The sequence below is a fragment of the Thioalkalivibrio sp. ALJ21 genome (genome assembly GCF_000378605.1).
Lineage (GTDB): Bacteria > Pseudomonadota > Gammaproteobacteria > Ectothiorhodospirales > Ectothiorhodospiraceae > Thioalkalivibrio.
Genome location: NZ_KB905155.1, coordinates 595390 through 611992 on the forward strand (window position 1 = coordinate 595390; position 16603 = coordinate 611992).

Consider the following 16603-nt stretch of genomic DNA (forward strand, 5'->3'; position numbering starts at 1 on the left):
GCGATGCAGGCCTTTACCGTACACCGTGGGATTGTCGCGCCGCTGGATCGCTCCAACGTCGATACCGACGCGATTATCCCGAAGCAGTACCTGAAATCGGTCAAGCGCACGGGCTTTGGCCCGAACGCCTTTGATGACTGGCGCTACCTGGACCCGGGCGAGCCCGGCATGGACAGCTCGCAGCGCCGGATCAACCCGGATTTCGCGCTCAACCAGGCGCCGTTCGACCAGGCAAGCATCCTGCTGGCGCGCAAGAACTTCGGCTGCGGCTCCTCGCGCGAGCACGCGGTGTGGGCGCTGACCGACTTCGGCTTTCGCGCGGTGATCGCGCCATCGTTCGCGGACATCTTCTTCTCCAACAGCTGCAAGAACGGGCTGCTGCCGGTGGTGCTGGCAGAGGACGAGGTGCAGGCACTGTTCGAGCAGGTCGAGGCGAACCCGGGCGCGCAGGTCGAAGTGAACCTGGAAGAGATGACCGTAACGGCGCCGGACGGTACGGTGTTTCGTTTCACGCTCGACGAAGACCGGCGCCATCGCCTGCTGAACGGCCTGGACGATATTGCCCTGACGCTGCAGTACGCCGATGACATTCGCGCCTATGAGGAGCGCCAGCGCCGCGAGTGGCCCTGGATGGCGGAGCACTCGCAGGGCTGAATGGTGCCCCTTGTAGGAGGCCAACCCTCTGGCCGATTGGGCCTGTCCTGGCGCCCAATCGGCCAGAGGGTTGGCCTCCTACAGGTAGAGAAGAAATTCGATTGATCTGATGGTTAGGAGAGGTTTGTGAGCCGAATTCTGGTATTGCCCGGGGACGGGATCGGACCCGAGATCGTGGCCGAGGCGCTGAAGGTGCTGGAGCGTGTAGGCGAGATCGGCGGGCTGGATCTGGAGATCGAGCAGGGCCTGATCGGGGGCGCGGCGCACGATGCGGCAGGTCACCCGTATCCTGTGGCCACCCGCGAGGCGGCGCGCCGCGCCGACGCGATCCTGCTGGGCGCGGTCGGCGGCCCGCAGTACGAATCGCTGGAGCGCGACCTGCGCCCCGAGCGTGGCCTGCTGGGAATCCGTTCGGATCTGGGGCTGTTCGCGAACCTGCGCCCGGCGATCCTGTATCCGCAGCTGGCCTCGGCCTCCACGCTGAAGCCGGAGGTGGTCAGCGGGCTGGATATCCTGATCGTCCGCGAGCTGACCGGCGGGATCTACTTCGGCCAGCCGCGCGGGATCGAGGAGCGTAACGGCGAGCGCTACGGCTTCAACACGGCCGCCTACAGCGAATCGGAGATCGAACGCATCGCGCGGGTCGGGTTCGAGGCGGCGATGAAGCGCGGCAAGCGCCTGTGCTCGGTGGACAAGGCCAATGTGCTCGAGGTCTCGGAGCTGTGGCGCGAGGTGGTCGAGCGGGTCGGGAAGGAATTCCCGGAGGTCGAGCTGTCTCACATGTATGTGGACAACGCGGCCATGCAGCTGGTGCGTGATCCCAAGCAGTTCGACGTGATGGTGACCGGCAACATGTTCGGCGACATCCTGTCCGATGCCGCGGCCATGCTGACCGGGTCCATCGGCATGCTGCCCTCGGCCTCGCTGAACAGCGAGGGGGTCGGTCTGTACGAGCCGATCCACGGCTCCGCGCCGGATATCGCCGGGCAGGGCAAGGCCAATCCGATGGCGACCGTCCTGTCGGTCGCGATGCTGCTGCGCCACAGCCTGAACCGAAACGACCTGGCCGAGCGTATCGAGCAGGCCGTGGGGCGGGTGCTGGATCAGGGCCTGCGCACGCCGGACATCTTCGGGGAAGGCATGACGCTGGTCGGCACCCAGGGGATGGGTGATGCCCTGGTGGCCGCGCTGGAGAGCTAGGCGTTGTAGCCAATGATGCGTTTCGCTGCGCTCAACGCATCCTACGAGTATTACGAATAATCAATATCTTGAAGATAGAACTTAAACCGGGAATGAACGATGAGTGACCGCAAGTTTGACGTGGCCGTGGTGGGCGCAACCGGCGCCGTCGGCGAGACCCTGCTCTCCATCCTCGCGGAGCGCGACCTGCCGCTGGGCAAGGTGCATGCGCTGGCTAGTGCGCGCTCGGTCGGCAAGACGGTCGCCTTCGGCCGCCGCGAGCTGGAAGTGGAGGACCTGGCCACCTTCGATTTCTCGACCGTGCAGATCGGGCTGTTTTCGCCGGGGGCCTCGGTGTCCGCGGAGTACGCGCCGAAGGCCGCCGCGGCCGGCTGCGTGGTGATCGACAACACTTCGCAGTTTCGCTACGACCCGGAGATCCCGCTGGTGGTGCCCGAGGTCAATCCCGAGGCCGTCGCCGGCTACAAGAAGCACGGGATCATCGCGAACCCGAACTGCTCCACCATCCAGATGCTGGTGGCGCTGAAGCCGCTGCACGACGCGGTCGGCGTCGAACGCATCAACGTCGCGACGTACCAGGCGGTCTCCGGCACCGGCAAGGATGCGATCGAGGAACTGGCCCACCAGACGGCGGCACTGCTGAATGGCCGCCCGGTGGAGTGCAACGTCTATCCCAAGCAGATCGCGTTCAACGCGCTCCCGCACATCGACGTCTTCCAGGACAATGGCTACACCAAGGAAGAGATGAAGATGGTCTGGGAGACCCGCAAGATCATGGGCGACGAGTCCATCCTGGTGAACCCGACCGCCGTCCGAATCCCGGTGTTCTACGGCCATTCCGAGGCCCTGCACATCGAGACCCGCGAGAAGATCAGCGCCGAGAAGGCGCGCGAGATCCTGTCCGCCGCACCGGGGGTGACGGTGCTGGACAAGCACGAGGATGGCGGCTATCCGACTGCCGTCACCGAGGGTTCCGGCAAGGATGCGGTGTTCGTCGGCCGCATCCGCGAGGACATCTCGCACCCCCGCGGGCTGGACCTCTGGGTGGTCTCCGACAACGTGCGCAAGGGGGCCGCGCTGAACACAATCCAGATTGCCGAGGTTTTGATCCGGGATTACCTGTGATTTAATCCGGTAAAAGTCCGGGAAAATTCATACCCGGCAACACGCGGTCAGGGGGCGCTGGGGCTTTTATTCAAGCCCCATGCGATGACAGGCCGCGCGGCACATTCAGGGGGGATTCGTGCGCAAGTTACTACTCGGGCTACTGCTCTTGCTGCTGGTTGCACCGGCATCATCGAATTCGGTGAGCTTCGGTGAGGTCAACCTGCAATCCCATCTGAACCAGACCTTGCGGGCGGAGATTCCGCTGCGAGGCGGTGCCGCGGCCAGTGATTCGCTGCAGGTGCGTCAGGCTTCGGAGAACGAATACCGGCGCGCCGGCATGAGCCGCGGTAGCGTGCCGGGCGACCTGAACATCCAGGTTCAGGGCGAGGGGGCGGATCGCCGGGTGGTGCTGACCACGCGTCAGCCGGTGCGCGAGCCGTATGTGGGTATCCTCCTCGAGGCCCGCTGGGATGGCGGGCGTTCAATGCGTGAAGTCTCTTTGCTGCTTGATCCGCCGGACACCATGCCTTCCGGGGCGGCGGCTCCGGCCCCGCGTGACACCGCCCGCGAGGCGCCGCGTCGACAAGACACGCCGATGCCCCGCGAAGGCGAGGCCTATACCGTGCGTAGCGGCGACACCCTCTATCGCATCGTGGAGCGCGCGGGTCTGGCCGGCATGGCGGATCAGGCGATGCTGGCGTTCCTGGAGGCCAACCCCGACGCGTTTTCTGACCAGAACATCAACAGCCTGCGCGCGGGCGCTGAACTGACTGTCCCGTCGCGTTCGGAGCTTGAGTCGCGTAGTGCGGCCGAGGCGCGCCAGGAAGTGCAGCGACAGGTTCAGGCCTGGCGCGAGGGAACGGTGACCGCAGCTCGCGAGGAACCCGAGCCTGAGGAAGCGGCCGATGCCGAGCCGGAAGTCGAGGCGGTCCCGGAAGAGGACGAGGCGGTAGCGGAGGACGATGAGGCGGTGTCCGAGGACGACGAGGCCGCCGCGGATGATGCCGTGGCCGCCACGGACGAGGACGATGACGCGGCGGCGGCCGACGACCGCCTGGAGATCGTGACAGAACTCCTGCCGGAAACGGATGAAGGGGCGGCGGCCGCGGCCGAGTCCCCCGATCTGCTCCAGGAAGCCATGTTGTCCCAGCGCGCCGAGATGGAAGGGATGCGCGAGCAGATCACCGAACTGCGCGAGGAACTGGGTGAGCGTGGCCGCCTTGCGGAGCTTTCGAGCGAGAACATGGCGGAGCTCGAGGAGCAGCTGAGCCAGCTGCGGGCGGAACGCAATGAACTGATGGCACGGCTCGATCGGGCAGATGCCGAACGCAATGCGCCGCTGCACGAGCGGATCATGAATGATCCGCTGCTGCTGATGATGGCGATTGCACTGGTAATCCTGCTGCTGCTGGTGTTGCTGGCCTTTGCGCGTGGTGGTCGGCGCGAAGTGGTGGTTGAAGAGCGTGCTTCCGGCATGCCGGCGCGGGCGGACAACAGCGGTGTGCGGGCCGCGGCGGCGGATCCCGCCGGCTACGAGGCACGTGAAATCGACAGTGCCGGCGCGGGATCGGGCGGCGCCGCTACAGCCGTAGCCGGCGGGGCCGCTGCGGGCCTGGCGGCCGGAGCTGTCGCGGGCAAGGACGACGATCGCGAACCGCTGGCTGATTCGGACGAGCCAGAGGAGTCGGTGAGTGAGCCTGTAGTGGTGAGCTCCAGTGGCGATGCCTCAGTGGACGACGTGCTGGCCGAAGTGGATGTTTGCCTGGCCTACGGGATGAATGATCAGGCCGAGGAGACCCTGACCCAGGCCATCGAGCGCGACCCGGACAATACCCAGTATCGTCTGAAGCTCGTCGAGGCGCGCGTGGCGCTGGGCGACGAGGAAGGCGCCCGTGAGGCGGCATCCGCCCTGCGCGAACGCCTGCCGGCGGACGATGTTGGAACGCGCAATCATCTGGCGGAGCTGGAATCGCGCATCGGTGGCGCTGGTGATGACAGCGCAGGGCCCGCGGGCGCTCCGGCGGGGGTAGAAGGTCTGGGCGCTGCAGTGGAGCCGCAGGCGGCAGATGACAGCGAAGCACCGAACGAGATCGACTTCTCCGGCCTGGATCTCCCAGACGTGGAATCGGAGACCGATGATCTCGGGAAGACCGCCGAGCCGCAGGAAGAGACGGACTCCGGGCTGACCTTTGATTTTGACGAGACCTTCGATGAAGGGGCTTCGACGCCAGCGGAGCAGACCCTTTCGGAGACGGACGAAGCGCGCAGCGATGACCTGAATGACTTGTCGTTCGATATCGACGACAGCGATTTGCCGAACCTGGATGAAGAAACCCGGGAGGATGCGGCCGGGAGTGATATCCCGGCACTGGATCTGGGCGACGAGGACCTGCCGGCTGCGGGCCAGGAAGATGCCTTGCCGCAAGAGGACGGAGACTCCTCGCCCATCGGGGCCGACGAAGACAATGAAACGCGCCTGAGTCTGGCGCAGGCCTATGCGGACATGGGCGATGACGAAGGTGCACGCGAACTGATCGACGAGATCGTGGCCACCGGGTCGGAGGATCAGAAGGCGAAGGCTGAGGCGATTCGTCAGCAGCTGGAGAGCTCCTGAGCCGCCAAACTGTGTTGTGAAGCAGTATCCTGTCGCGATGATGCGGCAGGGTTTCGAAAGGGAACAAGAAACGGCCGGGTTGGCGTCCCTCTGGGCGCTCCCGGCCGTTTTGCTGGCGTCGGTGGCTTTGGCGACCGCAAAGCCGCCCGTGGTCCTGGCAGTGCTGGTCGGGGCGGCGGGGCTGGTTTGGCTCGGGCCGTTCGCCTGGCGTCGCTGCGGGCGCCTGCTCTGGCGATTGAAATGGTTCTATCTCTCGTTGCTGGTGTTCTTCGGCGTATGGCCAGTCGAAGCGCAAGGCGGTTCGGCACTGGCCGGCCTGAGCGAGGCCGCGTGGCGCATCGGGGCGCTGGCGCTGGTGGTTGTCCTGGTGGTCTGGCTGACCGAGCGTTTCTCGCGAGGGGAACTGGTCTCGGCGCTGTCGTCGTTGTTGGCGGGCCCTCGTGGTTGTTTTGGCGCGTGGGGCACACGCTTCGCGCAGCGGCTTTTTCTGGCCCTGGAGCTGTTCGAGTCGGATCGGGTCAACACCGAACGCGAACGTGAGCAACTCCGTGGTGGTTGGCGTGAACGACTGCAGGCGGCGCGCGACTGGCTGATTGTTCGGCTGGACCGTGCCTTGAGTGGGGAGCTGCCCGAGCCAGCGGCTGGCGATTTCAATCAGGGCATGGGTGGAGTCCGGAAAGGGGGCGCGGTGGCCGTGGCGTGGTTGTGGATGGTTGCGGTCGCAGGCGGCTGGATTGCCTGGTGGTGGTGATCGGGTGATGACAAATACGGCGTCGACAATGCGTGATGCAGATCGGGTGTCTGGAGCGGTACGTCAGCGATGGGCGTTGGGGGTCGAGTACGACGGGCGCGGGCTGCTGGGCTGGCAGCGCCAGAAAGACGGCCCCAGCGTGCAGGGGCATCTGGAAGCAGCGTTGAGTTTCGTGGCTAATGATGGGGTCGAGCTCACCTGCGCGGGCCGCACGGACGCGGGAGTGCATGCGACCGCTCAAGTGGCGCACTTTGACACTTCGGCGGTGCGTGAACGGCACTCCTGGGTACTTGGAGCGAACAGTCGCCTGCCGGACGGGATAGCCCTGCGTTGGGCCGAGCCGGTCAATGACGACTTTCATGCGCGCTTCAAGGCCTTTGGTCGCCGTTATCGCTATGTGATCGCGAATCGAGCGGTGCGGCCCGCGCTGGAGGCGGGGCGGGTGGCCTGGTGGCGACGCCCGCTGGATACCGCGCGGATGCATGACGCGGCGCAGACGTTTGTAGGCGAACACGATTTTTCCAGCCTGCGTGCCGCCGGATGCCAGGCGAAATCGCCGATTCGGGAGGTGCATTCCATTGCGGTCCAGCGGCGCGGTTCGTACGTGGTCCTGGATATCCATGCCAATGCCTTCCTGCATCACATGGTGCGCAACATCGCCGGGGTGCTGCTGGCGATCGGGGACGGGCGCGAAGAGCCGGGCTGGGCTGCGCGGATTCTCGCGGCCCGCGACCGGCGGGTCTCGGGCATCACGGCCCCGGCCGATGGGCTTTACTTCGTGCATGTCGACTATCCACCCGAGTTCACTCTCCCCAGTGCCGAGGGGCCGGCGCTGGAGGGCATCCCCGGCAATGGGGCGATCTGATTGCGGGAAAGCCGGGCCCGAGCCCGGGTTCTGGTAGGCTTGCGACTGCGTTTTTCGAGATGGCGGGCATGCGCTACAGGGTCAAGATCTGCGGAATCAAGACGCCGGAGCAGGCGGAGGCCGCGGCGCGTGCCGGGACCGACGCGATCGGCCTGGTATTCCACCCGCCCAGCCGCCGTTACGTCGAGTCTGACCGCGCGGCGGAGATCGTGGCGGCGCTGCCCCCGTTCGTGACGACGGTGGGGTTGTTCGTGGACCCGGACCCGGCACGCGTCGAGCAGGTCCTGGCCGGTGTGCGTCTGGACTGCCTGCAGTTTCACGGTCATGAGTCGGCAGCGGAATGTACGCGTTTCGGGCATCCCTACCTCAAGGCTGTGTCGATGAACGAGGCCGATGATCCGCGGCCGGTGATGGATGCCCACCCCCACGCGCAGGGCTTTCTGCTGGACAGCCATGGAGGCGGGCGTAGCGGGGGATCCGGCCACCGCTTCGACTGGGACACAGTGCCCGAGGCGCTGGACCGGCCCTGGCTGCTGGCCGGGGGGCTGGACGAGGATTCGGTACGCGTGGCGCTGGGACACCTGCGCCCGTACGGGGTGGACGTAAGCTCCGGGGTTGAGAGTGCCCCGGGGGTCAAGGATGCACGGCGCATGGAGGCCTTCGTGAAGGCCGTGCGCCAATGCGAGGTGAATGAATGAGCAAGATCGACTGGGCGGCGTTCCCGGATGCCCGCGGGCATTTCGGGCCTTATGGCGGGCGCTTTGTGTCCGAGACGCTGATGGGCGCGCTGGACGAACTGCAAAAGGCGTACGAGCAGTACATGGGCGATGCCGATTTCATGGCGGAGCTGGACCATGACCTGAAGCAGTTCGTCGGACGCCCCAATCCGCTGTATCACGCCGAGCGCCTTTCAAAGGAGCTGGCCGGGGCGCAGGTGTACTTCAAGCGGGAAGACCTGAACCACACCGGTGCGCACAAGGTGAACAACACCATCGGTCAGGCCCTGCTGGCCAAGCGCCTGGGCAAGACCCGGATCATCGCGGAGACCGGTGCCGGCCAGCATGGCGTGGCGACCGCGACCGTGGCCGCACGCCTGGGACTGGAGTGCGTGATCTACATGGGCGAGGAGGACACGCGCCGGCAGACCCCGAACGTCTTCCGCATGCGTCTGCTGGGGGCCGAGGTCGTCGCGGTGAAATCGGGTACGCGCACGCTGAAGGATGCCCTGAACGAGGCGATGCGCGACTGGGTCACCAACGTCGACGACACCTTCTACATCATTGGCACCGTTGCGGGTCCGCACCCGTATCCGGCCATGGTGCGGGACTTCCAGGCCGTGATCGGCCGCGAGGCGCGGGCGCAGCACCTGGAGATGACCGGCAAGCTGCCGGATGCCCTGGTGGCCTGCGTAGGTGGGGGCTCCAATGCCATCGGGCTGTTCCATCCGTTCCTGGATGACGAGTCCGTGGAAATGATCGGTGTCGAGGCCGCGGGGGCGGGCATCGAGTCCGGCCGGCATTCGGCACCGCTTTGCGCCGGGCAGCCGGGCGTATTGCATGGCAACCGCACCTACCTGATGGAAGACGAGCACGGGCAGATCGTCGGGACCCACTCGGTCTCCGCCGGGCTCGACTATCCCGGAGTCGGGCCGGAACACGCCTGGCTGAAGGATACCGGCCGTGCGCGCTATGTCGCCGTGACCGATGACCAGGCGCTGGAAGGCTTTCATCGGCTCACGCGTACCGAGGGCATCATCCCGGCACTGGAAACCTCCCACGCCATCGCGCATGTCCTGGAGCTGGCACCGACCATGCGCCCGGATCAGAGCATTATCGTCAACCTGTCGGGCCGGGGCGACAAGGACCTCAACACCGTGGCGGAACGCGAAGGAATCACGCTATGACCCGCATCGAGCAACGTTTTGCCAAGCTGCGGTCGGAGAACCGCGCCGCGCTGGTGCCCTATGTGACCGCGGGTGATCCGGAGCCGGCAGCCACCGTGCCGCTGATGCATGCGCTGGTGAAGGCGGGTGCCGACCTGATCGAGCTGGGGGTCCCGTTCTCCGACCCGATGGCGGATGGGCCGGTGATCCAGAAGGCCTGCGAGCGGGCGCTGCGCTACGGCACGAGCCTGCGGGATGTGCTGGGCATGGTCGCCGAGTTTCGCAAGACCGACGTCGAGACGCCGGTGGTACTGATGGGCTATCTGAACCCGGTCGAACGGATGGGCTACCAGACCTTTGCCGAAAAGGCCCGCGAGGCGGGGCTGGATGGGCTGCTCACGGTGGACCTGCCGCCCGAGGAATGCGACGACGTCGCGGGGCTGCTGGAAAACGCGCAGATCGCACCGATTTTCCTGGTGGCGCCCACCACCTCCGACGAACGCATTGCCCATGTGGCGCGCGCGGCGCGCGGGTTCATCTACTACGTCTCGCTCAAGGGTGTGACCGGCTCGCAGACGCTGGATACCTCGGCGCTGGCCGCGCGCCTTGAGGCCATCCGCCAGCACACGGACCTGCCGCTGGGTGTGGGTTTTGGTATCCGCGATGCGGCGACGGCCGGACAGGTCGCGCGCGTGGCCGATGCCGTGGTCGTGGGCAGCGCGATCGTGCGCCTCGCCGAGGAATTCGACGGGGATCCGGTCGGCTTCGCTCATGCCGCGTCCGAAGTCGTCGCGGGGATGCGCGTAGAAATGGACCGCGTGCGCGCATCCGGCGTCGAGGCGTCGGTGTAGTAGAATGCGGCGCTCGCAGGACTAAGGGATTCAGGATGAGCTGGTTTGAAAAACTGATGCCTTCGCGCATCCGTACCGACAACAGCAGCAAGCGAGGAGTGCCCGAGGGGTTGTGGGTGCGCTGCGAGGGCTGCGACGCCACGCTGTATCGCCCCGAGGTGGAACGCAATCTGGATGTCTGCCCGAAATGCGGGCATCACCGACGCATGAGTGCGCGGCGTCGGCTGGAGACCTTCCTCGACGAGGAGGGGCGCGAGGAAATCGCCGCCCAGATCGAATCTTCCGATGTCCTGAAGTTCCGCGACTCCAAGAAATACAAGGACCGCCTGGTCGCCGCGCAGAAGGCGACCGGCGAACGTGACGCGCTGGTCGTCATGCAGGGCCGGCTGATGGGGCGCCCGCTGGTGGCCTCCGCCTTTGATTTCCGCTTCATGGGCGGATCCATGGGTTCTGCGGTGGGCGAGCGCTTTGTCCGCGGCGCCAACCGTTCCCTGGAGCAGCGTATCCCGCTGGTCTGCTTCAGTGCCTCCGGCGGGGCGCGGATGCAGGAGGCCTTGTTCTCGCTGCTGCAGATGTCCAAGACCAGCGCGGTGCTGGCGCGGATGCGCGAGGAGCGTATCCCGTTCATCTCGGTGATGACCGACCCCACGATGGGCGGCGTCTCCGCGAGCCTCGCGATGCTGGGTGATGTGAATGTTGCGGAGCCCAACGCCCTGATCGGTTTCGCCGGTCCGCGCGTGATCCAGCAGACCGTGCGCGAGACGTTGCCCGAGGGGTTCCAGCGGTCCGAGTTCCTGCTCGAGCACGGGGCGGTCGACATGATCATTGAACGCGGCGAGATGCGTCGTCGTCTGGCCTCCGTGCTCGGCATGCTGACGCACGGGCCGGCCCCGGCCCCCGAGGCGCCTCCGGTCGAGGAAGAAGAGCCGGAGGTGGAAGTGATTCGCGCGGAGGACACCGGCGAATCGGCGGACGCCCCGCGCTCTACCTGATTCCACCCGTGCGCTACGCCACCCTGGCTGAATGGCTGGCCTTCCAGGAGCGATTGCACCCGGTGGGGATGGACCTCACCCTGGAGCGCATCGCCCTCGTCGCCGATCGGCTGGGCCTGCGGGGTCCGGGCACGCCCCGTACCGTCATTGTCGCGGGGACCAACGGCAAGGGCACGGTTACTACGCGCACGGCAGCGCTGTTGCAGGCACAGGGTCTGAAGGTCGGGCTGTTCACCTCGCCGCATTTGCTCCAGTACAACGAGCGCATTCGCCTTAACGGCATGCTGGCCTCGGACGAAGACCTTTGCCGGGCATTCGAGGCGATTGATCAGGCCCGGGGTGACGATTCGCTGACCTATTTCGAGTTTGCGGCCCTGGCAGCGGCCTGGCTCTTCCGCGAGGCACGGGTCGACGTGCAGGTGCTGGAGGTCGGGCTCGGCGGGCGGCTGGATGCCGTGAACATCTGGGATGCGGATGTGGCGGCGGTTACCGCCGTGGACCTCGACCACCAGGCCTGGCTGGGTGATTCGCGCGAGGTAATCGGGCGCGAGAAGGCCGGCATCATGCGCGCTGGGCGCCTCGTGGCGCTCGGCGAGCTGTCGCCTCCGCAGAGCGTGCTGGACCATGCCCGGGCACTTGGATGCCGTACTGTCCGCCTGGGCCGCGATTTCGATCTCCTGGTCGAACAGGAACGGCTCGTCTGGCGCTGGAATGGCGCCCAGGTCGAGTGGAATGTCCCGCTGGCGCGCGGGCTTAGCGGCGCCGCCCTGGCGAACACCGCCACCGCGCTGGCCGTGGTTGAGTCGCTTGGGATGGGCACCGGGCTGAGTGCGGCCACCATGGAGCGTGCCCTGAAGGTGCGCCCGCCGGGCCGCCTGCAGCGCCTGAGTGGCTCGCCGGAATGGCTCCTGGACGTGGCGCACAACGGCCAGGCCGTCGCCGAGCTCGCCCGCTGGCTGCGCGAGAACCCGTCGGCCGGCCCGACCGTTGCGCTGGTCGCGGTGATGGCCGACAAGGATCGCAGTGCCATGTGGCGTGACCTGGATGGGCTGGTCGATACCTGGACTCCTGTACCGCTCGATCTCCCGCGTGCGCTTCCTGCGCCCGATCTGGCGGCGGAGCTGGAACAGGCGGGTCAGTCCGATGTGCGTCCGGCCGCCGGTATCCGGCAAGCGCTGCAACTGGCGACCGATTCGGCCGGTACCCAGGGGCGGTGCGTGGTGTTCGGTTCCTTTCACACGGTGGCGGCGGTTCTTGAACAGGCGCCGGATCTGGCTGCCGCGGCCTTGCGGGAAGCCGTCCCGGACGTGGCCGTAGTGGAAGAAGTCCCCCATGGCTAGGGGGATGCCGACGGATTCCCCCGTTTGCCTTGCCCGAGCAGGCGCCCGCGGCGTAAGGTCGCGGGGAAGACCCGATGCACGGGACGCCAATGCGCATATGGCATGACCACCGATAATCCCATTCGTTTTCGCCTCACGGGCGCGGTAATCCTGATCGTGATTGCCGTGATCTTTCTGCCGTGGCTGTTCGATGGCGCGGGCTACGAATACATGAGCGGTATCGATGACCCGGTGCCCGATGCCCCCACCTTTGCCGCCCCGGATATCGCGCTCCCGTCCGAGCGCGAGGCGGCGCCTGCGCGGCCCGAACGCGAGGGGGACGGCGAAAGCCGGATCGCCGATCTGCAGGCGGTGGAGAATGGTGGTGCCGAGGACGGCGAGGACGAGAGCGAGCCGAGTGATGTGGTGAGTCCCGAGCCGGTGCGGCAGGCCCCGGAATCGCGCGCGATTGACGCGGGATGGGCCGTCCAGGTGGGGAGCTACCGCGACGGAGACAATGCGCGCGAGGAAGAGGCACGCCTGCGCGATGCGGGTCTGCCGGCATTTATCGACGAGTCCGAGGCCGAGGGACGCAGTATCTATCGGGTGAAGGTGGGGCCCGTGGCGCAACGCGACGAAGCCCAGAAGCTGGGCGAGCAGTTGAAGGACGAGCTCGACATTACCGGCATCGTGGTGACCTTCCCGTGAGGCTTCGGCGCTACTCAAGCGTGGGCGAGCCCCTGCGAATTCCCGGTCGCTGCGGTACACTACGCAGCCTTTTCGCACCCGAAGTCCGCCGCGCGTGAACTGGATCGACCTGGTCATCATTGCCCTGATCGTTGTCTCGGGGCTCATCAGTCTGTTTCGTGGCTTCGTGCGCGAGTCGTTTTCGCTCGCGACCTGGATTGTGGGCATCTGGCTGGGTATTCGACATGCCGCCGAGGTCGCCGAAGTCCTGCCGCAGGCGCTGTCGGATGCGACACTGCGCTTGGGGGTTGGCTTTGCCCTGATCTTTATCGCGGTGCTGATCGTGGGCGGCATCCTTGGAGTGCTGGCCAATCGGCTGGTGCGCGGTAGTGGCCTGACGGGTACGGACCGCTCTCTGGGTGTGATCTTTGGCCTGCTGCGCGGCGTGCTCCTGGTGGCGGTGCTGGTGTTTGCCGCCTCGCTGACGTTGATGCCGGAGGAGGGCTGGTGGGAGAACAGCCGCCTGATCCCCGAGTTCGAACGTCTGGTGGACTGGATGGTTGCGCAATTGCCCGACAGCTGGCAGGAACAGATCGGCAGTCTGCTGGCCGATGATCCTGTCGAGCCCCCCGTGGATGAGCCGGCCAGTGAACCACCGGCCCCGGAAACCGAACCCCCCGCCGACCAACGCTAGTCGATCGCCTTGCTGGAGTCCTGAACCGTATGTGTGGAGTAGTCGGAATCGTCGGGCGTGGCCCGGTGAATCAGCCGCTTTATGATGCCCTGCTGGTGTTGCAGCACCGTGGGCAGGATGCCGCCGGGATCGTGACCTGTGACGACGAGGGGCGGCTGCACCTGCGCAAGGACAACGGCCTGGTGCGGGACGTGTTCAACGACCAGCACATGCAGGGGCTGATCGGCAACATGGGCATTGGCCATGTGCGCTATCCGACCGCCGGCAGTTCCAGCTCCGCCGAGGCCCAGCCGTTCTACGTGAACTCCCCGTTCGGCATCACGCTCGGACATAACGGCAACCTGATCAATGCACGCGAACTGAAACAGGCCCTGTTTGCGACCGACCGCCGGCATATCAACACGGATTCCGACTCCGAGATCCTGCTGAACGTCTTCGCGCAGGAGCTCCTGCGCTATCTGGATAACGGCCTGACCGCCGACTCCGTGTTCAACGCGGTCGAACGCGTGCACGAGCGCGCCAAGGGCGCGTATGGCGTGGTCGCGATGATTGCCGGGCGCGGCCTGCTGGCCTTTCGTGACCCGAACGGGATTCGTCCGATCGTCTATGGCTCGCGTGAAGCCGAGGAGGGCGGGCGCGAATGGATGGTCGCCTCCGAGAGTGCCGCGCTGGAATCCCAGGGCTTCGAGCTGGAACGCGACCTGGCGCCCGGGGAGGCGGTGTTCATTACGCCCGAGGGCGAGGTCTCGACACGCGTGTGCGCCGAGGACACCCAACTCAACCCCTGCATCTTCGAGCATGTGTACTTTGCCCGGCCCGATTCGGTGATCGACAACGTATTCGTGCACCGGGCGCGCATGCGCATGGGTACCGCGCTGGGCGAGAAGATCCGCCGCATCTGGCCGGATCACGACATCGACGTGATCGTGCCGATCCCCGATACCGGCCGCACCGTGGCGCTGGAGATGGCGCACGAACTGAACATCAAGTACCGCGAGGGGTTCATCAAGAACCGCTACATCGGCCGCACGTTCATCATGCCGGGGCAGACCAAGCGGAGGAAATCGGTCCGCCAGAAACTCAACGCGATCTCGCTGGAGTTTCGTGGCAAGAACGTGATGCTGGTGGACGACTCGATCGTGCGTGGAACCACCTCGCGCGAGATCGTGATGATGGCGCGCGAGGCCGGGGCCAAGAAGGTCTATTTCGCCTCCGCCGCCCCCCCGGTGCGTTACCCCAATGTCTATGGCATCGACATGCCCGCGGCGCATGAACTCATCGCCCACGGCAGAGACGAACAGGAAGTATGCGAGGCGATCGCCGCCGACCGCCTGATCTACCAGGACCTGGAAGACCTGCAAAAGGCCGTGCGGCGGGGGAACCGGAACATCGAGACCTTCGACTGCTCCGTGTTTACCGGCGAGTACGTGACCGGACTGCCCCCGGATTACCTCGAATACCTGGCCTCGCTGCGCGGCGAGGGACTGGTGAATACGCCCGTGGCGGGCGAGGTGCTGGATCTGGCCAACAAGAAGTGACGAGAGAGTAGTGACCTTGCCGAGTTTGCAGTGGATCGAACCGGTCGTGGAAGCGGCGCGGGAACAGGCGGGAAGCAGCGAAGGTTTGCCGGCGGTCGTGGTGCGCGTGGACCAGCAGCGCCTGTACGTGTGGGAAGACGGAAAGGTCACGGAAATCTTCGATGTCTCGACCTCCCAGCGCGGCATCGGGAACGAGAACGGCACCTACAAGACGCCCCTGGGGCTGCATCGTATTGCCGAGCGCTTCGGCGATGGTGCCGAGCGCGGCACCGTGTTTCGGGCGCGCGCGAACACCGGCGAGATCGCCGAGATCCTGACCGGCGAGGGCGAACGCAGCCGGCGCGACAACATCACCTCGCGCATCCTCTGGCTCGAAGGGCTTGAGCCTGGCCTCAATCGCGGGGGCAGCATCGACTCCTACCATCGCTACATCTACATCCACGGTACGGATGAAGAAGGGCGGATTGGCCAGCCGGCCTCCGAAGGCTGCGTGCGCATGCGCAACGACGAGGTCATCGAACTGTTTCCCCGCCTCCCGGTGGGGACCCTCGTCGTGATCCTGAACGGCCCGGATTACGAAACCGGCCGTATCCTCCCGGTTTAACCCCCGTCCGACGGCCTCGCGCAGGCGAAGTCCGTCCTGTTCCAGAAATCCCTAATTTTCTAACAATTTCCGAGGGAACTCCGTCAGTATCGGACGGCTCTCACAATAACCTGCGTCTGGCGTACGTGAATTCACGGCAATCGCCTGATATAATCAGGGAATTATTCCTGACAACAACTGTCAGGTAAAAAGGGAATTATTCCTGACTCTGATTGTCAGGAAAGGTGAACGGATTCGATTCTGTGAATGGATGTCGACCTCGACACGCACGATCACGGTTTCTCGGAGGCTTTAAGACATGAAACTCTCAACCAAGGGCCGCTACGCGGTGACCGCCATGATGGATCTCGCGATCCATGATCGGGTGGGACCGGTGACCCTGGCCGACATCTCGCAGTGCCAGGGCATCTCGTTGTCCTATCTGGAACAACTGTTTGCAAAGCTGCGCAAGGCCGACCTGGTGGAAGGCGTGCGGGGTCCCGGCGGCGGTTACCGCCTGGCCAAACGTGCCGACCAGATCAGCATTGCCAACATCATTACGGCAGTCGACGAGTCGGTGGACGTGACCCGCTGCAAGGGCCACAAGGACTGCCAGGATGGCGAACGCTGCCTGACGCACGAGCTGTGGGATGATCTGAGCCAGCAGCTGTACGACTTCCTGGACGGCATTACGCTGGCACAGTTTGCCAACCGTCCGGAAGTACAGAAGGTTGCTCGTCGTCAGGACGAGCGCCGCGGCGCGCGGCACCACTTCATCTTCCGTAACGACGCGGCCTGATAGCGGCCGGACGACCCAGCGGCCCGGGGCTCCCGGCGCCGCCTCGGAAGACCTGGAGGCCCGACCG

The 16603-nt window shown here is 65.7% G+C and carries 16 protein-coding genes; all 16 read left to right on the forward strand.

Annotated elements, in window-relative coordinates; genetic code table 11:
• Nucleotides 1-3 precede the first annotated feature (3 nt).
• The 16 genes from leuD to iscR all read left to right on the forward strand — a co-directional run bounded on the left by leuD (nucleotide 4) and on the right by iscR (nucleotide 16536).
• Nucleotides 4-654, forward strand: a complete 651-nt coding sequence (gene leuD, locus F579_RS0102780) for a 3-isopropylmalate dehydratase small subunit (protein WP_019024368.1) — start codon at nucleotides 4-6, stop codon at nucleotides 652-654.
• Between the two features lie 126 nt (nucleotides 655-780).
• Nucleotides 781-1854, forward strand: a complete 1074-nt coding sequence (gene leuB / locus F579_RS0102785) for a 3-isopropylmalate dehydrogenase (RefSeq protein WP_019024367.1) — start codon at nucleotides 781-783, stop codon at nucleotides 1852-1854.
• Between the two features lie 99 nt (nucleotides 1855-1953).
• On the forward strand, nucleotides 1954-2979 hold the full coding sequence (locus tag F579_RS0102790; protein ID WP_019024366.1) for an aspartate-semialdehyde dehydrogenase: 1026 nt from the start codon (nucleotides 1954-1956) through the stop codon (nucleotides 2977-2979).
• Nucleotides 2980-3160: 181 nt separating this feature from the next.
• Nucleotides 3161-5575 (forward strand): FimV/HubP family polar landmark protein, encoded by a 2415-nt coding sequence (locus F579_RS0102795; RefSeq protein ID WP_019024365.1) that lies wholly within the window; start codon nucleotides 3161-3163, stop codon nucleotides 5573-5575.
• Between the two features lie 37 nt (nucleotides 5576-5612).
• Entirely contained in the window at nucleotides 5613-6326 is a 714-nt protein-coding gene (locus tag F579_RS0102800) for a hypothetical protein (RefSeq protein WP_026301044.1), read from the forward strand.
• A 76-nt stretch (nucleotides 6327-6402) separates the two neighbouring features.
• Nucleotides 6403-7191 (forward strand): tRNA pseudouridine(38-40) synthase TruA, encoded by a 789-nt coding sequence (gene truA / locus F579_RS0102805; protein WP_019024363.1) that lies wholly within the window; start codon nucleotides 6403-6405, stop codon nucleotides 7189-7191.
• Between the two features lie 68 nt (nucleotides 7192-7259).
• Nucleotides 7260-7889: a phosphoribosylanthranilate isomerase gene (locus F579_RS0102810; RefSeq protein WP_019024362.1), complete on the forward strand. Its 630-nt coding sequence runs from the start codon at nucleotides 7260-7262 to the stop codon at nucleotides 7887-7889.
• Complete coding sequence (gene trpB, locus F579_RS0102815; protein ID WP_019024361.1) at nucleotides 7886-9094, forward strand: tryptophan synthase subunit beta; 1209 nt, start codon at nucleotides 7886-7888, stop codon at nucleotides 9092-9094. Before F579_RS0102810 ends, trpB begins: the two co-directional genes overlap by 4 nt.
• A complete protein-coding gene (trpA, locus tag F579_RS0102820; protein ID WP_019024360.1) occupies nucleotides 9091-9924 on the forward strand; it encodes a tryptophan synthase subunit alpha in 834 nt (277 codons plus the stop codon). The genes trpB and trpA overlap by 4 nt, the downstream gene beginning before the upstream one ends.
• Nucleotides 9925-9959: 35 nt before the next feature.
• Nucleotides 9960-10916 (forward strand): acetyl-CoA carboxylase, carboxyltransferase subunit beta, encoded by a 957-nt coding sequence (gene accD / locus F579_RS0102825; protein ID WP_012982728.1) that lies wholly within the window; start codon nucleotides 9960-9962, stop codon nucleotides 10914-10916.
• 8 nt (nucleotides 10917-10924) lie between these two features.
• Nucleotides 10925-12256, forward strand: a complete 1332-nt coding sequence (locus F579_RS0102830) for a folylpolyglutamate synthase/dihydrofolate synthase family protein (RefSeq protein ID WP_019024359.1) — start codon at nucleotides 10925-10927, stop codon at nucleotides 12254-12256.
• A 102-nt stretch (nucleotides 12257-12358) separates the two neighbouring features.
• Nucleotides 12359-12943, forward strand: a complete 585-nt coding sequence (locus F579_RS0102835; protein ID WP_019024358.1) for an SPOR domain-containing protein — start codon at nucleotides 12359-12361, stop codon at nucleotides 12941-12943.
• A 94-nt stretch (nucleotides 12944-13037) separates the two neighbouring features.
• Nucleotides 13038-13616 (forward strand): CvpA family protein, encoded by a 579-nt coding sequence (locus tag F579_RS0102840; protein WP_019024357.1) that lies wholly within the window; start codon nucleotides 13038-13040, stop codon nucleotides 13614-13616.
• Nucleotides 13617-13645: 29 nt separating this feature from the next.
• Nucleotides 13646-15154, forward strand: coding sequence for an amidophosphoribosyltransferase (gene purF / locus F579_RS0102845; RefSeq protein ID WP_012982724.1), 1509 nt, complete (start codon nucleotides 13646-13648; stop codon nucleotides 15152-15154).
• Between the two features lie 10 nt (nucleotides 15155-15164).
• Nucleotides 15165-15758 (forward strand): L,D-transpeptidase, encoded by a 594-nt coding sequence (locus tag F579_RS0102850; protein ID WP_019024356.1) that lies wholly within the window; start codon nucleotides 15165-15167, stop codon nucleotides 15756-15758.
• Nucleotides 15759-16056: 298 nt separating this feature from the next.
• A complete protein-coding gene (gene iscR / locus F579_RS0102855) occupies nucleotides 16057-16536 on the forward strand; it encodes a Fe-S cluster assembly transcriptional regulator IscR (protein ID WP_012982722.1) in 480 nt (159 codons plus the stop codon).
• Nucleotides 16537-16603: the final 67 nt, after the last annotated feature.